We start from the raw sequence: 18,402 nt of genomic DNA, 5'->3' as shown, positions 1-18,402 counted from the left end.
CCAGGGGCGGAGGCCAGGGACATCGATCCGGCTACCCGTCCATCGCACGGACAACGATGTAGTCGATGTCCACCTGGGCCTGAGTGAAGCCCTCGTGATTGAGCCGTCCTCGATGAATGCTTCCGGTGTGCGTGGTCATGCAGAGGTGGTACGAGGAAGCGGGACCGAAGCAGGCATCGAACTCCTGCTGCGAGGCCGAACGCGGCACCTCGTGGTACGGCTGACCGTCGAAGAGGAAGAGGATCCTCTCAGGAGTCCTCTCCATCCCGTAGGTGTGCCACTGGGTGAGATCGGGCCGCGGTGAGACCCCCAGGTTGCTTCCCGTGCCTCCCGCCTGTCCGAAGTGGACGGTCGACTCGGCGATGCCGGTGGCGCTACCGCCGCCGTAGGTCTCGACCACATCGATCTCACCTCCGTTCCTCTCGTCGTCCGCTCTCAACCAGATCCCGGCGAACAGCCCCTCATCCGACTGAGGGAAGCGCGCCCTGGTCTCCAGCGAGCCGTAGACGAAGGAGAAAAGCCCCTGCGTGGTGACGAAGGTCTGGTCGACGTAGCGAACGGTCTCCTCCTTGTCGAAGCGATTCTGGAAACCCTTGAGCGCAGTGGCGCGCTTGCGCCACAGGAGGTGCCCGACGCCATCACTGACGCTGTGGGTGTCATGCGTGAACACCCCCCAGTCGTAGCTCGTGCAGGACTCGGGCTCCAAGCGGTTGTCCCGCCATCGGGACGAGGAGAAATCGGGTCCTTGAGAGAACTGCTCATCGAAGATGACGGAGCCGAAGCTGTGCGCCGGTTCGGCTCCGACGGCGGGCGGGTGGGAGAGCAGGCCGGCAGCGGCCAAGCCGGTCCCGGCGCCAAGACCTGCGATGACTGAACGTCGAGTAGGGAGAGTCATATCATTCCTTGCTTGAGAAGAAGTCGCTGACGCGGCAGCGACCCGGGTCCTTACCTGCCTCGCGACATCGTTCAGCTCTCAATCGGGCTCAGACGGATCCGGCACTCACTTCTCAAGCTCTCGACATATTGTGACGATCTCGCTGTCCAACGTCTGACGACGCTGCGGCATTGGAGCAAGAGTATGACATTTTCACGGAGCTTCTGTAGATGGGGATCACTCCCTCTTGCGATCCGCACCAGGCACCGGACCGATTCACCCTGCGCCGGCGTGATCTTCGTCTCGGAGAGTCCTTCGGTTCTGTCGCGCGGAGCCCATCGCGGCGACGTAAACTTACGGTCGACCGACATCCTTTAAGTCCGTCCGGAGAGGCGGGGAAGGAGGCCTGAAATGGCCGAACGTTTGTCAGGCGCTACCAGCGCACCATCCTCGGGCAAGGAGATCCTCGGACCTCCCGAGATAGCCCGATCCCTGTTCCGTATTGCGCACGAGATCCTGGAACGCAATCACGGATCCCAGGACGTCGTCGTCCTGGGGATCCCCAGCGGGGGAGTACCTCTTGCGCTCAGACTCGTCGAGGCGCTCGCCGTCGCCTCGAAGGAGGGGACCCGGCAGAGCGAGCCGGCGGGGCAGTCGAAGGTGACCGGTGCAGGGGTTCCGGTCGGCACCCTGGACATCACCATGTACCGAGACGATCTGGGACGTCACCCCATCCGCGTGCCTCGTCCCACGGAGATCCCCCAAGGGGGTATCGACGGCAAGGTCGTCATCCTCGTTGACGACGTCCTCTACTCCGGGCGCACGATCCGGGCCGCCCTCGACGCCCTGGGCGCTATCGGACGTCCCCGGGCCGTGCAGCTGGCCACCCTCGTCGACCGTGGTCACCGGGAGCTGCCCATCCGGGCCGACTACGTGGGCAAGAACCTGCCGACGTCCCGTGCTGAGAAGGTCGTGGTCTCCCTGACCGAGCTCGGCGCCTCCACCGACGCCGTCACCATCGTTCCTGCAGACGTCCCCACTGAGCGTTCGAGTGAGCGCACCGACCAGGAGGCCACCCGATGAAGCACCTGCTCTCCGCCAAGGACCTGACCCACGACGAGGCGGTCATGGTCCTGGACACCGCCGAGGCCATGGCCGCCACCCAGAGCCGCGCGGTCAAGAAGCTTCCCACTCTGCGCGGTAAGACCGTGGTCAACCTCTTCTTCGAGGACTCCACCCGCACCCGCCTGTCCTTCGAGGCGGCCGCCAAGCGCCTGAGCGCCGACGTCATCAACTTCTCCGCCAAGGGCTCCTCGCTTTCAAAGGGGGAGTCCCTCAAGGACACCGCCCAGACGATCATGGCCATGGGAGCGGACGCCGTCGTCGTACGCCACTCGGCCTGCGGCGCCGCCCACCTGCTGGCCCACGCCGGCTGGATCAACGTGCCCGTGCTCAACGCCGGTGACGGCACCCACCAGCACCCCACCCAGGCGCTTCTGGACGCCATGACCCTGCGCCGCTGGTACGTCCCCGGTGCCCCCGACACCGCGGACGGCAGCCCCGCCCCGCAGGGGCGCGACCTGGAAGGAGCGCGCGTCATCATCGTCGGAGACGTCCTGCACTCCCGGGTGGCCCGCTCCAACGTGGACCTCATGACGGCGCTCGGTGCCGAGGTCACCCTCGTGGCACCTCCGACGCTGCTTCCCATCGGCATGGAGAACTGGCCCTGCGAGGTCTCCTACAACCTCGACGAGGCGATCGAGCGGGTCCGGCCCGACGCCGTCATGATGCTGCGCGTCCAGCGTGAGCGCATGAGCGCCGCCGGCGGCGGCTTCTTCCCCAGCCCCGCCGAGTACTCCAGCGTCTACGGCCTCAACTCCGCCCGTCGACGGGCCATGCCGGAGCACGCCATCGTCATGCACCCCGGCCCCATGAACCGCGGCCTCGAGATCACCGCCGAGGCCGCCGACGACCCCCGCTCGCGCATCATCGAGCAGGTCGGCAACGGCGTCTCCGTGCGCATGGCCGCCCTCTACCTCCTCCTCGCTGACGAAGGGAACCAGCTGTGACCTCCCACCTCCTGACCGGTGTCCGCCCCTACGGTGAGGACCCCACCGACATCCTCATCACCGACGGCACCATCACCGCCATCGGCCCCGACGCCGTGGCGAAGGCCCCCGCCGACGCCGTGCGCCACGACCTGAACGGGCTCATCGCCCTGCCCGGGCTCGTCGACATCCACACCCACCTGCGTGAGCCGGGCGGGGAGTCGGCCGAGACCGTCTACACCGGTACCCGGGCCGCAGCCGCCGGCGGCTACACCGCCGTCTTCGCGATGGCCAACACCACCCCCGTCCAGGACAGCGCCGGCGTCGTCGAGCAGGTCCTGCGGCTGGGACGAGAGGCCGGCTGGGTTGACGTCCAGCCGGTCGGCGCCGTCTCCGCCGGTCTGGCCGGCGAGCACCTGTCCGACATGGGCGCCATGGCCGCCTCCGCCGCCCGGGTGCGCGTCTTCTCCGACGACGGCAAGTGCGTCTCCGACCCCGTCCTCATGCGCCGGGCACTGGAGTACGTCAAGTCCTTCGACGGCGTCATCGCCCAGCACGCCCAGGACCCCCGCCTCACCGAGGGCTCCCAGATGCACGAGGGCGTCGTCTCCGCCGAGCTGGGCCTGCGCGGATGGCCGGCCGTTGCCGAGGAGTCGATCATCGCCCGCGACGTCCTGCTGGCCGAGCACGTCGGCTCGCGCCTGCACGTATGCCACCTGTCCACCGCCGGCAGCGTCGACATCATCCGCTGGGCCAAGGCCCGCGGCATCAACGTCACGGCCGAGGTGACCCCGCACCACCTCCTGCTGACCGATGAGATGGCCCGCACCTACTCGCCCCTGTACAAGGTCAACCCGCCGCTGCGCACGGCCGAGGACGTCGAGGCCGTCCGCCAGGCCCTGGCCGACGGCACCATCGACGTGGTCGGCACCGACCACGCCCCCCACCCGCTGGAGGACAAGGACTGCGAGTGGCAGGCCGGCGCCTTCGGCATGACGGGGCTGGAGACCGCGCTGAGCATCCTGATCGAGACGATGGTGAGCACCGGTCGCATGACCTGGCGCGACATCGCCAGGGCCATGTCCTCGGCACCGGCCCGCATCGGTCGCTTGAGCGACCAGGGGCGTGAACTCGAGATCGGTGCCCCGGCCAACGTCACTGTGGTGGACCCCCAGGTACGTCGCACCGTCGACGGCGCCACCCAGTGGACCAGCTCCACCAATACCCCCTACGCGGGCATGGAGCTGCCGGGACAGGTCATGGCCACCTTCCTCCACGGCCGCCCCACCGTCCTGGACGGGGCCCCCGTCGAGGCCCCTGCCGGCTCGGCCCATGCCTGAGTCAACCCACCGCCCAGCCGCCCTCCTCGTCCTGGAGGACGGCTGGGCCCTGCGGGGCCGTAGCTACGGGGCTCAAGGACGCACCATCGGGGAGATCGTCTTCTCCACCGGGATGACCGGGTACCAGGAGACCCTCACCGACCCCTCCTACCACCGCCAGATCGTGGTGCAGACCGCGCCGCACATCGGCAACACCGGAGTCAATGACGAGGACGCCGAGTCCGACCGCATCTGGGTGGCCGGATACGTCGTGCGCGAGCCGGCCCGGCGAGCCTCCAGCTGGCGGTCCCGTCGAGAGCTGGAGGACGACCTGCGCGGCGCCGGCATCGTCGGGCTCTGCGAGGTCGACACCCGGGCCCTGACCCGGCACCTGCGCGAGGCCGGCGCCATGCGCGGCGGCATCTTCTCCGGAGAGGCCCTGCCGGCCGGCGCCACCGATCCCGGTGGTCCCAGCCGGGCCTGCATCGACATCTGCCTGGAGGCCGTGCGCAGCGAGCCGCCCATGACCGGCCGCGCCCTGGCCTCCGAGGTGACAACCCCCTCGGGCTACGTCGTCGAGCCCAGCGGGCCGACCGAGGGGAGCGAGCCGGTCGCGGTACTGGCCGCCATCGACCTGGGCATCAAGTCGCGCACCCCGTGGCAGCTCGCCGAGCGCGGCGTGCGCGTCCACGTCCTGCCCCAGTCCACGACTCTCTCCGAGATCCTCGCCCTCAGGCCCGACGGGGTCCTGTTCTCCAACGGCCCCGGTGACCCGGGAACCGCCGACGCCGAGATCGGGCTTCTCCGGGGCGTGCTCGACGCGGGTATCCCCTTCTTCGGCATCTGCCTGGGCAACCAGCTCCTGGGACGGGCACTGGGATACGGCACCTACAAGCTCGCCTACGGGCACCGAGGCGTCAACCAGCCCGTCCTGGACCGCGCCACCGGCAAGGTGGAGATCACCGCCCACAACCACGGCTTCGCCGTCGACGCACCGGTCGACGCCCCTTCCGTCGCTCCCTTCGACAACGGCCGCTACGGGCGGGTGGAGGTCTCCCACCTGGGACTCAACGACGGCGTCGTCGAAGGACTGCGGGCACTGGACCTACCGGCCTTCTCCGTGCAGTACCACCCCGAGGCGGCCGCCGGCCCCCACGACGCCGAGCACCTCTTCGACCGATTCATCCGCCTCATGCGGGAGCACCGCCAGGGCCAGGACCGCGAGGACACGAACTGACATGCCTGCTCGCCCTGATATCACCTCCGTCCTGGTCATCGGATCGGGCCCCATCGTCATCGGGCAGGCCTGCGAGTTCGACTACTCCGGGACCCAGGCCTGCCGCGTCCTGCGCAGCGAGGGCATCCGTGTCATCCTGGTCAACTCCAACCCGGCCACGATCATGACCGACCCCGACGTCGCCGACGCCACCTACATCGAGCCGATCACCCCCGAGGTGCTGACCACCATCATCGCCAAGGAGCGGCCCGACGCCCTCCTGCCCACCCTGGGCGGGCAGACGGCTCTCAACGCCGCCATGAGCCTGGTCGAGCGCGGCGTGCTCGAGGAGTACGGCGTCGAGCTCATCGGCGCCTCCGCCGCGGCCATCAACGCCGGGGAGGACCGGGACGAGTTCAAGGACGTCGTCGAGCGCTGCGGCGCCGAGGTCGCCCGCAGCGTCATCGCCCACACCATGGACGAGTGCCGCGCCGGGGTCGATGCCCTGGGCGGCTACCCCGTCGTCGTGCGCCCCTCGTTCACCATGGGCGGCCTGGGCAGCGGCGTCGCCTTCGACGACGCGGACCTGCGTCGCATCGCCGGCGCCGGCCTGGCCGCCTCCCGCACCACCGAGGTCCTCCTGGAGGAGTCGATCCTGGGATGGAAGGAGTACGAGCTCGAGCTCATGCGCGACACCGCCGACAACGTGGTGGTCGTCTGCTCCATCGAGAACGTCGACCCCGTGGGCGTGCACACCGGAGACTCGGTCACGGTGGCCCCGGCCCTGACCCTCACCGACCGTGAGCTCCAGCGGCTGCGGGACATCGGCATCGCCGTCATCCGCGAGGTCGGGGTCGACACCGGCGGCTGCAACATCCAGTTCGCCGTCGACCCGGCCACCGGGCGGATCATCGTCATCGAGATGAACCCCCGAGTCTCCCGGTCCTCCGCCCTGGCCTCCAAGGCCACCGGCTTCCCGATCGCCAAGATCGCCGCCCGCCTCGCCGTGGGCTACACGCTCGACGAGATCCCCAACGACATCACCTCCTCCACGCCGGCCTCCTTCGAACCGACCCTGGACTACGTCGTCGTCAAGGTCCCGCGCTTCGCCTTCGAGAAGTTCCGGGGCGCCGACCCCCGGCTCACCACCACCATGAAGTCGGTGGGGGAGGCGATGGCCATCGGTCGGTCCTACACCGAGGCCCTCCAGAAGGCCATGCGCTCCCTGGACAAGAAGGGCACCGTCTTCCACTGGGACGGACCGGCCCCCACCGCGCAGCAGACCGCCGATCTGCTGGAGTCCATCGCCACCCCCAGTGAGCACCGGCTGGTCGACCTCCAGCAGGCAGTGCGCGGCGGCGCCACGATCGAGCAGCTTCACGCGGCCACTCGCATCGACCCCTGGTTCCTGGACCAGATGCTGCTTCTGCAGGAGGTGGCCCAGGAGGTCAAGGCCGCGCAGGCTCTCACCCCCGAGGTCCTGGCCCTGGCCAAGCGCCACGGGTTCTCCGACGTCCAGCTCGCCGCCCTGCGCGGCATCAGTGAGGACACGGTGCGCGAGGTCCGCCATGCCTACGGTCTGCGGCCCGTCTACAAGACCGTGGACACCTGCGCCGCCGAGTTCGCCTCACGCACCCCCTACCTCTACTCCAGCTACGACCTGGAGACCGAGGTGGCGCCCCGCGAGCGTGAGGCCGTCATCATCCTGGGCTCGGGCCCCAACCGCATCGGCCAGGGCATCGAGTTCGACTACTCCTGCGTCCACGCCGCCATGGCGCTGTCCGAGCGCTACGAGACCGTCATGGTCAACTGCAACCCCGAGACCGTCTCGACCGACTACGACGTCTCCGACCGGCTCTACTTCGAGCCCCTGACCTTCGAGGACGTCATCGAGGTCTACGAGGCCGAGCTGGCGGCCGGCCCGGTGGCCGGCGTCATCGTGCAGCTCGGCGGGCAGACACCGCTGTCCCTGGCGGCCAGACTGGCCGAGGCCGGGGTGCCGATCCTGGGGACGAGTCCCGAGGCGATCGACGCCGCTGAGGACCGCGAGGCCTTCGGTGTCGTCCTCGCCCGCGCCGGGCTGCCCTCGCCGGCGCACGGCACCGCCCTGAGCGACGAGCAGGCCCGTTCGGTGGCCCAGGGCATCGGCTACCCGGTCCTGGTGCGCCCGAGCTACGTGCTCGGCGGGCGCGGCATGGAGATCGTCTACGACGCCCAGGGGCTCGACGACTACCTCCAGCGCGCGGGTCACGAGCCCGGAGGCGTCTACGGGACCGGGCCGCTGCTCATCGACCGCTTCCTCGACGACGCCATCGAGATCGACGTCGACGCCCTCTACGACGGCACCGAGCTGTTCCTCGGCGGGGTCATGGAGCATATCGAGGAGGCGGGGATCCACTCCGGCGACTCGGCCTGCGTCATGCCCCCGATGACACTGTCCGACACGGAGATCGCCCGCATCCGACGCTCCACCGAGGCGATTGCCGCCGGGGTGGGTGTGCGCGGGCTGCTTAACATCCAGTTCGCCCTGGTCTCCGACGTCCTCTACGTCATCGAGGCCAACCCGAGGGCCTCGCGCACGGTCCCCTTCGTCTCGAAGGCCTCCGGCGTGCAGCTCGCCAAGGCGGCGGCCCTCATCATGACCGGGGAGACGATCGCCTCGCTGCGCCGCTCCGGTCGTCTGCCGGAGTCCGACGCCGGCGTCACCGACCCGGACGACCCGATCGCAGTCAAGGAGGCGGTCCTGCCCTTCAAGCGGTTCCGCACCACCGAGGGGCGCGTCGTCGACACGATCCTTGGACCGGAGATGCGCTCCACCGGCGAGGTCATGGGCTACGACGTCGACTTCCCCCGGGCCTTCGCCAAGTCCCAGGCCGGCGCCTACGGGGGCCTGCCCGGTGAGGGCACGCTGTTCGTCTCTGTGGCGGACCGTGACAAGCGCGCCATCATCCTTCCCGTGGCCCGGCTCGCCGAGCTCGGCTTCACGGTCCTGGCCACCACCGGGACGGCCCAGGTACTGCGCCGCAACGGGATCGACGCCATGGCCGTGCGCAAGATCAGCCAGGGCGTCGGCGTCCACGGTGAGCAGACGATCGCCGGTCTCATCGAGTCCGGCGCCATCGACATGGTCGTCAACACCCCCAAGGGACAGGGCGCCCGCGCCGACGGGTACTCCATCAGGGCGGCCACCACCAGCGCCGACCGGCCCATCATCACCACCGTCCAGCAGCTCCAGGCGGCGGTGCAGGCCCTTGAGGCCCAGCTGCGCGGTCCTTTCCAGGTTCGCAGCCTCCAGGAGCACATCGCCTCCCGCCGGTCACGGCAGAACGCGGTGTCTGAACCTCATACCGTTCCTCGTACCGTTGCCGACAAGGAGACTCGATGAGCCCCGCCGCATCTCACCAACCCGGTCGGCCCAGGAGCCCTTTCGGAGCCCGCCTGGCCGATGCCATGGACGACCGGGGACCCCTGTGCGTCGGGATCGACCCCCACCCGAACCTGCTTGAGGAGTGGGGCCTGAGCGACTCGGCCACCGGACTGCGGGACTTCGCTCTGCGGACCGTCGACGCGGTCGGTGGGCGCGTGGCCGCCGTCAAGCCGCAGTCCGCCTTCTTCGAGCGCCACGGCAGCGCCGGCATCGCGGTCCTCGAGGAGACCCTGGCGGCCCTGCGCGACGTCGGCACGCTGTCCGTCCTCGACGTCAAGCGCGGCGACATCGGCTCCACGATGGCCGGCTACGCCCAGGCCTACCTGTCCGACGGCGCGCCCCTGGCCGCTGATGCCATCACGGTCTCTCCCTACCTGGGCTACGGCTCGCTGACCCCGGCGCTGGACCTGGCGGAGGCCGGCGGCCGTGGCGTCTTCGTCCTCGCCCTGACCTCCAACCCCGAGGGGGCCACCGTCCAGCACGCCGTCAGCGGCGAGCGGGCCGTGGCCGCCGGCGTCGTCGAGGGCGTGACCGCGTCCAACGCAACGGCCAGCGGTGAGGGCAGACTCGGCAGCATCGGACTGGTCGTCGGCGCCACGATCGGTGAGGCCATCTCCCGACTGGGAATCGACCTGCTGCGCGCCAACGGCCCCTTGCTGGCACCGGGCGTCGGCGCGCAGGGTGCGGGTCCCGCCGAGTTGGAGTCCGTCTTCGGGCCGGCTCGCCGTCATGTCCTGGCCTCCACCTCACGCGGGGTTCTCCAGGCGGGGCCCTCCATCGAGGCGTTGCGGGCAGCGGCGCTCACGGCGACGCACGAGGCTGTGACGGCTCTTCGCTGAGGCTCTCCGGACGTGGACCCACCGCCGCCTGGGCGTGTGTTCGGGAACACGAAGTCGGTGCCGGAATACCGTCCCCTGCGAATGCGAGTGCACCCAACCCGACTTATGCTTGTGGTGCGGGTCACTGGAGTTGGACCGGGGAGGAGACCATCATGACGCTTCCTACACTGACACCTGAGCAACGGGCTCAGGCACTGGAGAAGGCCGCCGCTGCGCGCTCGCAGCGCGCTCGCATCAAGTCCGAGCTCAAGAGCGGAGAGCTCAAGCTCTCCGAGTTCTTCGTGGCCTCGGAGACCGACGAGGTCCTGGGCAAGATGAAGGTCAGGGCGCTGCTCGTCTCCCTCCCACGCGTAGGGACCACTACGGCCGACGCCATTCTCTCCGACGTGCACATCGCCGAGTCCCGGCGGGTGCGCGGCCTGGGGGCGAACCAGCGGGCCGCACTGGTGGAGCGCTTCGGCTGAGACCCGCGACAAGACGCCTGGTGAGACGCCGGGTCGTGCCGGCAACGCCAGGTGGGTCATGATGTGACCATGACCGACGCCGTTGCCACCGACTCGTCCGCCCCCGCCCCTGCCCGCCTCACCGTTCTGGCGGGACCCACGGCGGTGGGCAAGGGAACCGTCGTCACCGAGCTGCGCAGACGTCATCCCGACCTCTTCGTCTCGATCTCCGCCACTACCCGCAAGCCCCGCCCCGGTGAGGTCGATGGCGTGCACTACTACTTCGTCACCATCGAGGAGTTCGACTCGCTCGTGGCGACCGGTCAGATGCTGGAGTGGGCCATGGTCCACGGGGCGCACCGTTACGGCACCCCCCGTGGACCCGTCCAGGACCAGCTCGACGCCGGACGTCCCGCGCTTCTGGAGATCGACCTGGCCGGCGCTCGTCAGGTTCGCCAGGTCATGCCGCAGGCGCGACTCGTCTTCCTCGCGCCGCCGAGCTGGGACGAGCTCGTCCGCAGGCTCACGGGGCGCGGCACGGAGGACCCTCAGGAGCAGGAGCGGCGCCTGGCCACGGCGCGTACCGAGATGGATGCGGCCGACGAGTTCGATCACGTCGTCATCAATGACACCGTGGCGAGCGCCACCGCCGAGCTCGAGAGACTCATGGGACTTGGCAGTTAGAATATCGTGGCTCTGAACTATCGAGATTGAACCGGAGGCATGCACATGCTCGGAACCTCTCCCCAGCCCGAGGGCATCACCAACCCGCCGATCGACGACCTTCTGGAAAAGGTCGACTCCAAGTACGGGCTCGTGGTGGAGGCCGCCAAGCGCGCCCGCCAGATCAACACCTACACCCAGCAGCTCGAGGACAACCAGTTCGAGTTCTTCGGGCCGCTGGTCGACTCCGAGGTCGGTGAGAAGTCGCTCGGCATCGCCCTGCGCGAGATCGCCGAGGACAAGCTCGAGGTCATTCCCGGGGACGTTGCCCGCGCCCGCCGCGCCGAGGCCGAGGAGGCCCGCCGTGCCGCCGAGGCCGACATGTTCAGCGACATCTCCCTGGACGCTCCGGTCTCCCTCGAGGAGGGGGAGACTCCCACCAGCCTCGACGACATCCAGTTCTGAGCCATGCTCGTATGAACGAGCTGCAGACCGCTGTGAGTGAACGCGCCGCGACCGCCGCCCCGGGGCCGCGGCGCGTCGTCGTCGGCGTGGCCGGATCCATCGCCGCCTACAAGGCCCCCTTCGTCATTCGTCTGCTGCGCCAGGCCGGGCACCAGGTCAAGGTGGTGGCCACCGAGTCGGCGCTGCGGTTCATCGGGGCTCCGGCGCTGGCGGCGGTCAGCGGCCAGACCGTGTCCACCGGTGTCTTCGACGATCCGGCCGCGGTCGAGCACGTGGCGGTGGCCGAGTGGGCCGATCTCGTCCTGGTCGCTCCGGCGTCGGCTGACCTGCTGGCGCGGGTACGCGCGGGACGGGCCGATGACCTGCTCACCGCAACGATCCTGACTAGTCAGGCCCCCGTCGTCCTGGCCCCGGCCATGCACACCCAGATGTGGCTCAATCCCGCTACCCGGGAGAACGTCGCCGTGCTGCGTGAACGAGGGCTGAGAGTCATCGAGCCCGACTCCGGCCGCCTGACCGGCGAGGACTCCGGGCCCGGTCGCCTGCCCGAGCCCGAGCGGATCGTCTCCCAGGCCCTCGCCGTCCTGCAGCAGGAGCACAGGAGGGGCGACGCCGTCGAAGAGGGGCGTGGCGGCCTCCTCAACGGACGGCACGTCGTCGTCTCCGCCGGCGGCACGCGTGAGCCGATCGACCCGGTGCGCTACCTCGGCAACCGGTCCTCCGGTCGCCAGGGGTGCGCGCTGGCGGCCGCCGCCGCTGAGCAGGGCGCCCGCGTCACGCTGATACAGGCGCACGTCGCCTCGGAGCTGCTCGACGCCCTGCCACCGAGTGTCTCCGTCATCGCCGCCGGCACCGCCCACGACATGCTTCACGCGGTGCGAGAGGCCGCCCGTGATGCCGACGCCGTCATGATGGCCGCGGCCGTCGCCGACTACCGGCCCGTCAGTGTGCCGGCCACCAAGATCAAGAAGCAGGCGCCGGCCGGGGCTGGGCGCGCAAGCGGCCCGATGATGTCCATTGAGCTCACCGCCAACCCGGACATCCTGGCCGGCTTGGTGAGCGATCCGCCTCGAGCGGGCCAGATCGTCGTCGGATTCGCCGCCGAGACCGGGGACGACGACGGCGACGTGCTCTTCCATGGACGGGCCAAGGCCCGTCGCAAGGGGGCGCACCTGCTGGCGGTCAACGCGGTGGGGGAGGACCTCGGCTTCGGCGACGTCCCCAACGCGGTCGTGGTCCTTGACGCCCAGGGATCGGAAGTGGCTCGCAGGCAGGGCAGCAAGAAGGAGATCGCCCGGCTTCTCATCTCCCTCACTGCGGGCCTGGTGAACGGTTCCTGAAAGCCCGCGGTGCACTTTCGTGGGTAACGCCACCACGGATCACTACCGGTGGTGACTACGATGGGCGGGTGAGTTCCTCCTTGCGTCTGTTCACCTCCGAGTCGGTCACCGAAGGACACCCGGACAAGGTCTGCGACCGCGTCTCCGACGCGATCCTCGACGCCATCCTTGAGCAGGACCCCACCGCACGCGTTGCGGTCGAGACGATGGTGACGACCGGACTGGTGCATGTGGCCGGCGAGGTGACCACCGAGCGGGCCTACGTCGAGATCCCCGAGATCGTTCGCCAGGAGATCTCGGCCATCGGCTACACCTCCTCGGAGGTCTGCTTCGACGCCCGCTCCTGCGGGGTCTCGGTCTCGATCGGCCAACAGTCCCCGGACATCGCCGCCGGGGTCGACAAGTCCCTCGAGGCCCGCCAGGACGTTGGAGACATCGATCCCCTCGACCTGCAGGGCGCCGGCGACCAGGGACTCATGTTCGGCTACGCCTGTGACGACACCGCGGCTCTCATGCCGCTGCCCATCCACCTGGCGCACCGTCTGGCGGAGCGTCTGGCACTGGTACGCAAGCAGGGGATCGTCCCGGGCCTTCGTCCCGACGGCAAGACCCAGGTGACCATCGGCTATGAGGGACAGCGCCCGGTGAGCCTGGAGAACCTGGTCATCTCCACCCAGCATGACGAGGACCGCACCCGCGCCTGGCTCACCGACGCCCTCCAGACCGAGGTCATCGCGCCGGTGCTGGCGGCCGAGGCCGAGGCCGGCACCGAACTCGCCACCGCCGGCGCCGAGATCCTCATCAACCCCTCGGGTCAGTTCGTGATCGGCGGCCCGGCCGGAGACGCCGGGCTGACGGGTCGCAAGATCATCGTGGACACCTATGGCGGCATGGCTCGCCACGGCGGGGGCGCCTTCTCCGGCAAGGATCCCTCGAAGGTGGACCGCTCCGCCAGCTACGCCATGCGCTGGGTCGCCAAGAACGTCGTCGCTGCGGGACTGGCGAAGCGCTGCGAGATCCAGGTGGCCTACGCCATCGGCTCGGCCCACCCGGTGGGCGTCTATGTGGAGACCTTCGGGACGGCGACCGTTCCCGAGGAGCGCATCATGGCCGCCGTCAACGAGGTCTTCGACCTGCGCCCGGCGGCGATCGTGCGGGACCTCGATCTGCTGCGCCCCATCTACCGCGCCACCAGCGCGTACGGGCACTTCGGACGTCCCGGTTTCACCTGGGAGGCCACCGACCGCGCCGAGGCGCTGCGCCAGGCCGTCTGAGGCTCGTCACCAGCCGGCGGAACCGTTCCAGAGGCCGCATGTCATCCGGGTACGACGACGCTCCCACCCTTGATGAGTCGGGGGCCCGTGCACGTCGCAACGGGCTGAGTCGACAGGGAGAGCTGCTGGACCTGCCCGAGCCCGGTGAGCGCACGGTGACGGTGCCCGGTGTGGCGGACCCGGTTGCCAGGGTTCTTCTGGACTCCCCGGTACCGCATCTGGACCGCACCTTCGACTACTCAGTTCCGGCGGCGATGGACCAGCAGGCCCTGCCCGGGACCCGGGTGGTGGTCCGTTTCGGTGAGCAGGAGATGCGGGGCTGGATCTGGCAGCGGGCGGCCTCGACGACGCACATCGGCCGGCTTGCCCCTTTGCGTCGTGTGGTCTCCGACCTGCCGGTGCTTCCGGAGAGCACGCGCCGTCTCATCGAGGCCGTGGCCACCCGCAGCGCCGGGACGCGCTCCGACGTCGTCCGGCTTGCTCTGCCTGCCAGGCACGCCACCACTGAGAAGGCCGAGCGGGACAAGGCCCCGCGCGATCTGCCCACCTGGAAGCGGCCCCCCACGGGGTGCGGCTGGCAGCACTACGACGGGGGTGAGGAGCTTCTCGGACGGCTGGCCGACGGTGAGGCGCCTCGGGTGGCCTGGTGCGCACTACCGGCGCAGGCGGAAGACGGCCCGAACGAAGCGGCCTCGGCGTCGGCCGGCGGGGGAGACCCGGGGGCCGCGACCAGGCCCTGGCAGGTGTGCCTCGCCCGCGCGGTACAGGCCTGCCTGGCGGGATCCCGAGGTGCAGTCATCATCGTGGCGTCCACTGAGCAGGCCGAGGACCTGGCCGGCAAACTTCGCCAGGAGTTGGGGGAGGAGCCGGTGGTGGTGCTCTCGGCCGAGCACGGCCCGGCCCGGCGCTACCGGGCGTTCCTGGCTCTGCTGCTGGGGCGTGCGCGGGTCGTGGTGGGGACCAGGGCGGCGGCCTTCGCTCCGGTGCGTCGGCTGGGTCTGGCAGCCATCTGGGATGACGGTGACAATCGACTGGCTGAGCCTCACGCGCCTTACGTTCATACGCGCACGGTGCTGGCTCTGCGATCCACCTTCGAGGGCGCCGGGCTGCTCATCGGTGGTTTCAGCCGCTCCGTTGAGGCGCAGTCGTTGGTTGAGCAGGGCTGGTGCAGGAACCTGACGGCGCCTCGGCGCATAGTGCGCAGCGTGGTGCCTCGCACCGAGGCGCCCGGCCCGGCCGAGCTGGACCGGGAGGGCGCCTCCGGGGCGGCTCGGATCCCGTCCCTGGCGCACCGGGCACTGCGCAGCGCCCTGCAGGACGGCCCGGCTCTCATCCAGGTGCCGCGCGCCGGCTATGCCCCGTTGGTGGCCTGCGCCCGGTGCCGCACCGCCGCCCACTGTGCTGTCTGCGGCGGCCCGGTGGCGATGGACCGCGAGGGACGCACCTCCTGCCGGTGGTGCGCTCGGACACTGGTGCAGTGGAGCTGTCACGAGTGCGGCGGCCACGCCTTGAGGATGGTGGCGGTCGGATCAGTGCGTACGGGTGAGGAGCTGGGACGGGCCTTTCCCGGCATACCGGTGGTGGTCTCAGGCGCGCGGGAGGCTCATGGGGTGGTCGGCGAGGTTGACGGGTCACCGCGCCTCGTCGTGGCCACGCCCGGGGCCGAGCCGGTGGCCGAGGGCGGCTACCGGGCCGTGCTGCTGCTTGACGGCGGTGCCCTGTCCTCGCGCCCTGATCTGGGGGCCGCCGGTGAAGCGCTACGGCAGTGGACGAATGCGGTGGTGCTGGCAGCACCGTCGGCTCGCGTCATCTTGCTGGGCGGGCCGGATCCGGTGGCGGCGCAGGCACTGGTGAGGTGGGATCAGACGGGATTCGCCCGCAGAGACCTCATGGAACGGGCCGAGCTGCATCTACCACCGGCGTGGCGAGTGGCTCGCCTGGACGGTCCGGTACGCGGCGTGGAGACCATGCTGGCTCAGGCCGACGCCGATGGTTTCGAGATCCTGGGACCGGTGACACCACCGCCGGTCAACGGTCAGGTCGCCCCGGGCATGGCGAGAGCACTGGTTCGCGCTCCTCGCTCACGCGGTAAGGAGCTGTCCGAGATGCTTGCGATGAGACTGCGCGACCGTTCGGCGCGGCGGGAGGAGCAGGTCCGTGTCGAGATGGACCCCACCCGTTTGTGGTGAACCGCCGACGCCAGTGAGACGGAGAGCTCAGTGGGCGCTGCTGCTCGAATCCGCTGCCGCAGGCACCTTCGCCTTCAACTCGGAGGAGGGCGCTGATCCGCCGGGAACCTGGAAGGACGGCATGCCGTGCGCCAGGGTGATGAGGTCTGTCAGCAGCCCCGCCGCGGTCGACTTGACGTTCCATCCTTCACTGAGCGCGGTGACGGCCGCACCGTCGACGACGGCGATCACCATCTCCGGCTCAAGCGGGCTGTCGAGCTGACGGAGGACACGACGTAACGCGACATTGAGGCGTTGGCGCCCTTGCCGATAGGCCTGTTTGACGGGAGCCGACTGACTGGCGGAGATCAGCTGGAGATAGTGCCCGAAGTAGCCTCCATGAGCCGGTAAAGTGGCCTGAAGGATGAAGCGGACGCGTTGGGACAGGTCCGGAACTCCTTTGAAGGCCTCCACCCGGTCGGCCACCCTCTCCGCACGGGAGGCCCACAGTCCGATGTTGACCAGACCGGCCTGGTGGAGAAGATCCTCCAACCCGTCGAAGTAGTAGGTCGTCGCAGACAGGGAGCACCCCGCACGCTTGGCGACGCTGCGGTGACTGACCGCTGACGGCCCCGATTCACGGATGATGGCCGCTGCTGCGTCGATAATGGCCTGGCGCCGGTCCTCACCTCGTGGTGTGACCCGAGATTCAGTTCGAGAACGTGCATGTGCAGCAGCGTCGTTGCTTACCGCGTCTGCATCTGTACCATCCATGCCCATCATCCTACGACGGTTGGACAGCCTTGTCCGTAACAAGACGGTGATAATGACCTCTCGTAGAGGCAAACTGTGTTCGACTTGTTGACAACTGCTCTTGATGGGTCTGCTCAGGTTGGCAGCTGAGTCTGCTCCTCGGTCAACTCAGACCCGTGAATCGTACGGGACTGGAAGATCGCCACCATCGCGATCAACGCGATCACAGTGAGATAAACCGCAGGAGCCAAGGTAGAGCCAGTCACCTTAATGAGCCAGGTCACTATGAACGGTGTGGTACCCCCAAGGAGTGCATTTGCTCCATTGAAGGACAATGCAAACCCTGAGTATCGCACGTTGGTCGGAAACGATTCCGCCAGAAAGGTTGCCAGCGTTCCATCATTGGCCGTGAGAGCGATCGCGAAAACGATTTGACACGCGATCACAACCAGAAGCATTCCATGGGCCCTGGTCATCACTAGGAACAACGGTATCGTCAGCACAATAAATGCAACACAGGCTGCGATGAGCATCCGGCGACGCCCGAAGGAATCAGACAGATGCCCCATAAGGAAAATCGATGCAATATAAACCACAAGCATCACCGAGGTGGCCAGCGTGGCAGTATCCTGAGAGAAACCAAGTTCCTCGTGAACGTAGGTCGGCATGTAGGTCAACAGCATGTAGAAGGCAACGGCATTGAGACAAGAAACACCGAAGGTGATGAGTGTCTCATGCAGGTGATCCCGCAAAAGAAGGCGTAATGGTTCCGACCAACTTGACGACTTCGGCTCCTGGGGCAGTTCGGCACGCATCTCCTGGTAAGCCGGCGAGTCCTCCAAATGCACCCGGATGTAACGGCCAACTAGCCCTAGGGGGCCGGCCAGAAGGAAGGGAATGCGCCACCCCCAGGTGTTCATGGCACTGTCACTCAGTACCGTGAACATCCCCGTCACCATGAGAGAGCCGGCAAGTAAGCCGCAGGCGGTGGATGCGGGAACCAGGGACGTATAGATGCCTCGACGCGAGGGGGGTGCGTACTCAGCCAGGAAGGTTCCAGCACCTGCATACTCGCCCGATGCCGAGAAGCCTTGGACCATGCGCAGCAGTAGCAGGCCGATGGCACTTAACATACCGATAGTAGAGTACGTGGGAAGAAGCCCAATGAAGAAGGTAGACCCCGACATAATGAGAATAGACCAGGATAAAGCCCAGCGACGTCCCCACCGATCACCCCAGGCCCCCCACACGACGGCCCCGATCGGTCGCAGGATGAAGGACATGGCGAATACGGCGTACGTCGACAGCAGCTGGACGGACTTGTCCGACTCAGGGAAGAAAGCGAAGCCGATGACGGTGGCCAGATAACCGTACGAGGCGTAGTCGAACCACTCGATGAAGTTTCCGATGAAGCTTGCTTTTGCTGCACGCCTCAGTGCGAGACCTCGCTCAGGATCCAGGTGATGGTCGGTCGTGCTTCCTAGGTGGACGGTATTCATAGCCTACGGCTCCGGCTCGGTCGATGTCGACGATGTTATGTATGGACTCGTGATAATGCGTGGATGATTACGCC

At 68.4% G+C, this 18,402-nt stretch carries 15 protein-coding genes; 12 read left to right on the top strand and 3 right to left on the bottom strand.

The genetic code is table 11. The annotated features are described in order from the left end of the window. Positions 1–31: 31 nt before the first annotated feature. Positions 32–895 (bottom strand): family 16 glycosylhydrolase, encoded by an 864-nt coding sequence (locus tag HCR68_RS04340; protein WP_167146626.1) that lies wholly within the window; start codon positions 893–895, stop codon positions 32–34. Positions 896–1,285: 390 nt separating this feature from the next. Between HCR68_RS04340 and pyrR the strand changes: the two genes are divergently transcribed. The 12 genes from pyrR (at position 1,286) to HCR68_RS04280 (ending at position 16,097) form a co-directional block, all read left to right on the top strand. Next, positions 1,286–1,957, top strand: a complete 672-nt coding sequence (pyrR, locus tag HCR68_RS04335; protein WP_167146623.1) for a bifunctional pyr operon transcriptional regulator/uracil phosphoribosyltransferase PyrR — start codon at positions 1,286–1,288, stop codon at positions 1,955–1,957. Beyond that, positions 1,954–2,943: an aspartate carbamoyltransferase catalytic subunit gene (locus HCR68_RS04330; protein WP_167146620.1), complete on the top strand. Its 990-nt coding sequence runs from the start codon at positions 1,954–1,956 to the stop codon at positions 2,941–2,943. Before pyrR ends, HCR68_RS04330 begins: the two co-directional genes overlap by 4 nt. Then, entirely contained in the window at positions 2,940–4,262 is a 1,323-nt protein-coding gene (locus HCR68_RS04325) for a dihydroorotase (RefSeq protein ID WP_167146617.1), read from the top strand. Before HCR68_RS04330 ends, HCR68_RS04325 begins: the two co-directional genes overlap by 4 nt. Continuing rightward, complete coding sequence (gene carA / locus HCR68_RS04320) at positions 4,255–5,478, top strand: glutamine-hydrolyzing carbamoyl-phosphate synthase small subunit (RefSeq protein ID WP_167146614.1); 1,224 nt, start codon at positions 4,255–4,257, stop codon at positions 5,476–5,478. Before HCR68_RS04325 ends, carA begins: the two co-directional genes overlap by 8 nt. A 1-nt stretch (position 5,479) precedes the next feature. Beyond that, positions 5,480–8,842, top strand: coding sequence for a carbamoyl-phosphate synthase large subunit (carB, locus tag HCR68_RS04315; protein ID WP_167146611.1), 3,363 nt, complete (start codon positions 5,480–5,482; stop codon positions 8,840–8,842). After that, positions 8,839–9,723, top strand: coding sequence for an orotidine-5'-phosphate decarboxylase (gene pyrF, locus HCR68_RS04310; RefSeq protein WP_167146608.1), 885 nt, complete (start codon positions 8,839–8,841; stop codon positions 9,721–9,723). The genes carB and pyrF overlap by 4 nt, the downstream gene beginning before the upstream one ends. Positions 9,724–9,875: 152 nt before the next feature. Beyond that, on the top strand, positions 9,876–10,187 hold the full coding sequence (gene mihF, locus HCR68_RS04305) for an integration host factor, actinobacterial type (protein ID WP_167146605.1): 312 nt from the start codon (positions 9,876–9,878) through the stop codon (positions 10,185–10,187). Between the two features lie 69 nt (positions 10,188–10,256). Then, complete coding sequence (gene gmk / locus HCR68_RS04300; RefSeq protein ID WP_167146602.1) at positions 10,257–10,850, top strand: guanylate kinase; 594 nt, start codon at positions 10,257–10,259, stop codon at positions 10,848–10,850. A gap of 45 nt (positions 10,851–10,895) precedes the next feature. Beyond that, positions 10,896–11,294 carry a DNA-directed RNA polymerase subunit omega gene (rpoZ, locus tag HCR68_RS04295; RefSeq protein ID WP_003782157.1) on the top strand — a complete coding sequence of 133 codons (399 nt, stop codon included), beginning with the start codon at positions 10,896–10,898 and terminating at the stop codon, positions 11,292–11,294. Between the two features lie 11 nt (positions 11,295–11,305). After that, on the top strand, positions 11,306–12,634 hold the full coding sequence (gene coaBC, locus HCR68_RS04290) for a bifunctional phosphopantothenoylcysteine decarboxylase/phosphopantothenate--cysteine ligase CoaBC (RefSeq protein WP_167146599.1): 1,329 nt from the start codon (positions 11,306–11,308) through the stop codon (positions 12,632–12,634). A gap of 68 nt (positions 12,635–12,702) precedes the next feature. Next, positions 12,703–13,908, top strand: coding sequence for a methionine adenosyltransferase (gene metK, locus HCR68_RS04285; RefSeq protein ID WP_167146596.1), 1,206 nt, complete (start codon positions 12,703–12,705; stop codon positions 13,906–13,908). Positions 13,909–13,946: 38 nt separating this feature from the next. Further along, positions 13,947–16,097 (top strand): primosomal protein N', encoded by a 2,151-nt coding sequence (locus HCR68_RS04280; RefSeq protein ID WP_167146592.1) that lies wholly within the window; start codon positions 13,947–13,949, stop codon positions 16,095–16,097. A 27-nt stretch (positions 16,098–16,124) separates the two neighbouring features. On the opposite strand, the gene HCR68_RS04275 is transcribed toward HCR68_RS04280, so the two are convergent. Next, positions 16,125–16,850 carry a TetR family transcriptional regulator gene (locus tag HCR68_RS04275; protein ID WP_243858926.1) on the bottom strand — a complete coding sequence of 242 codons (726 nt, stop codon included), beginning with the start codon at positions 16,848–16,850 and terminating at the stop codon, positions 16,125–16,127. A gap of 113 nt (positions 16,851–16,963) precedes the next feature. After that, positions 16,964–18,328 carry an MFS transporter gene (locus HCR68_RS04270; RefSeq protein ID WP_167146588.1) on the bottom strand — a complete coding sequence of 455 codons (1,365 nt, stop codon included), beginning with the start codon at positions 18,326–18,328 and terminating at the stop codon, positions 16,964–16,966. Between the last annotated feature and the right edge of the window lie 74 nt (positions 18,329–18,402).

The organism is Actinomyces sp. ZJ308, from assembly GCF_011752065.1.
Lineage (GTDB): Bacteria > Actinomycetota > Actinomycetes > Actinomycetales > Actinomycetaceae > Actinomyces.
This window is presented reverse-complemented; position numbering and strand designations above follow the sequence as displayed.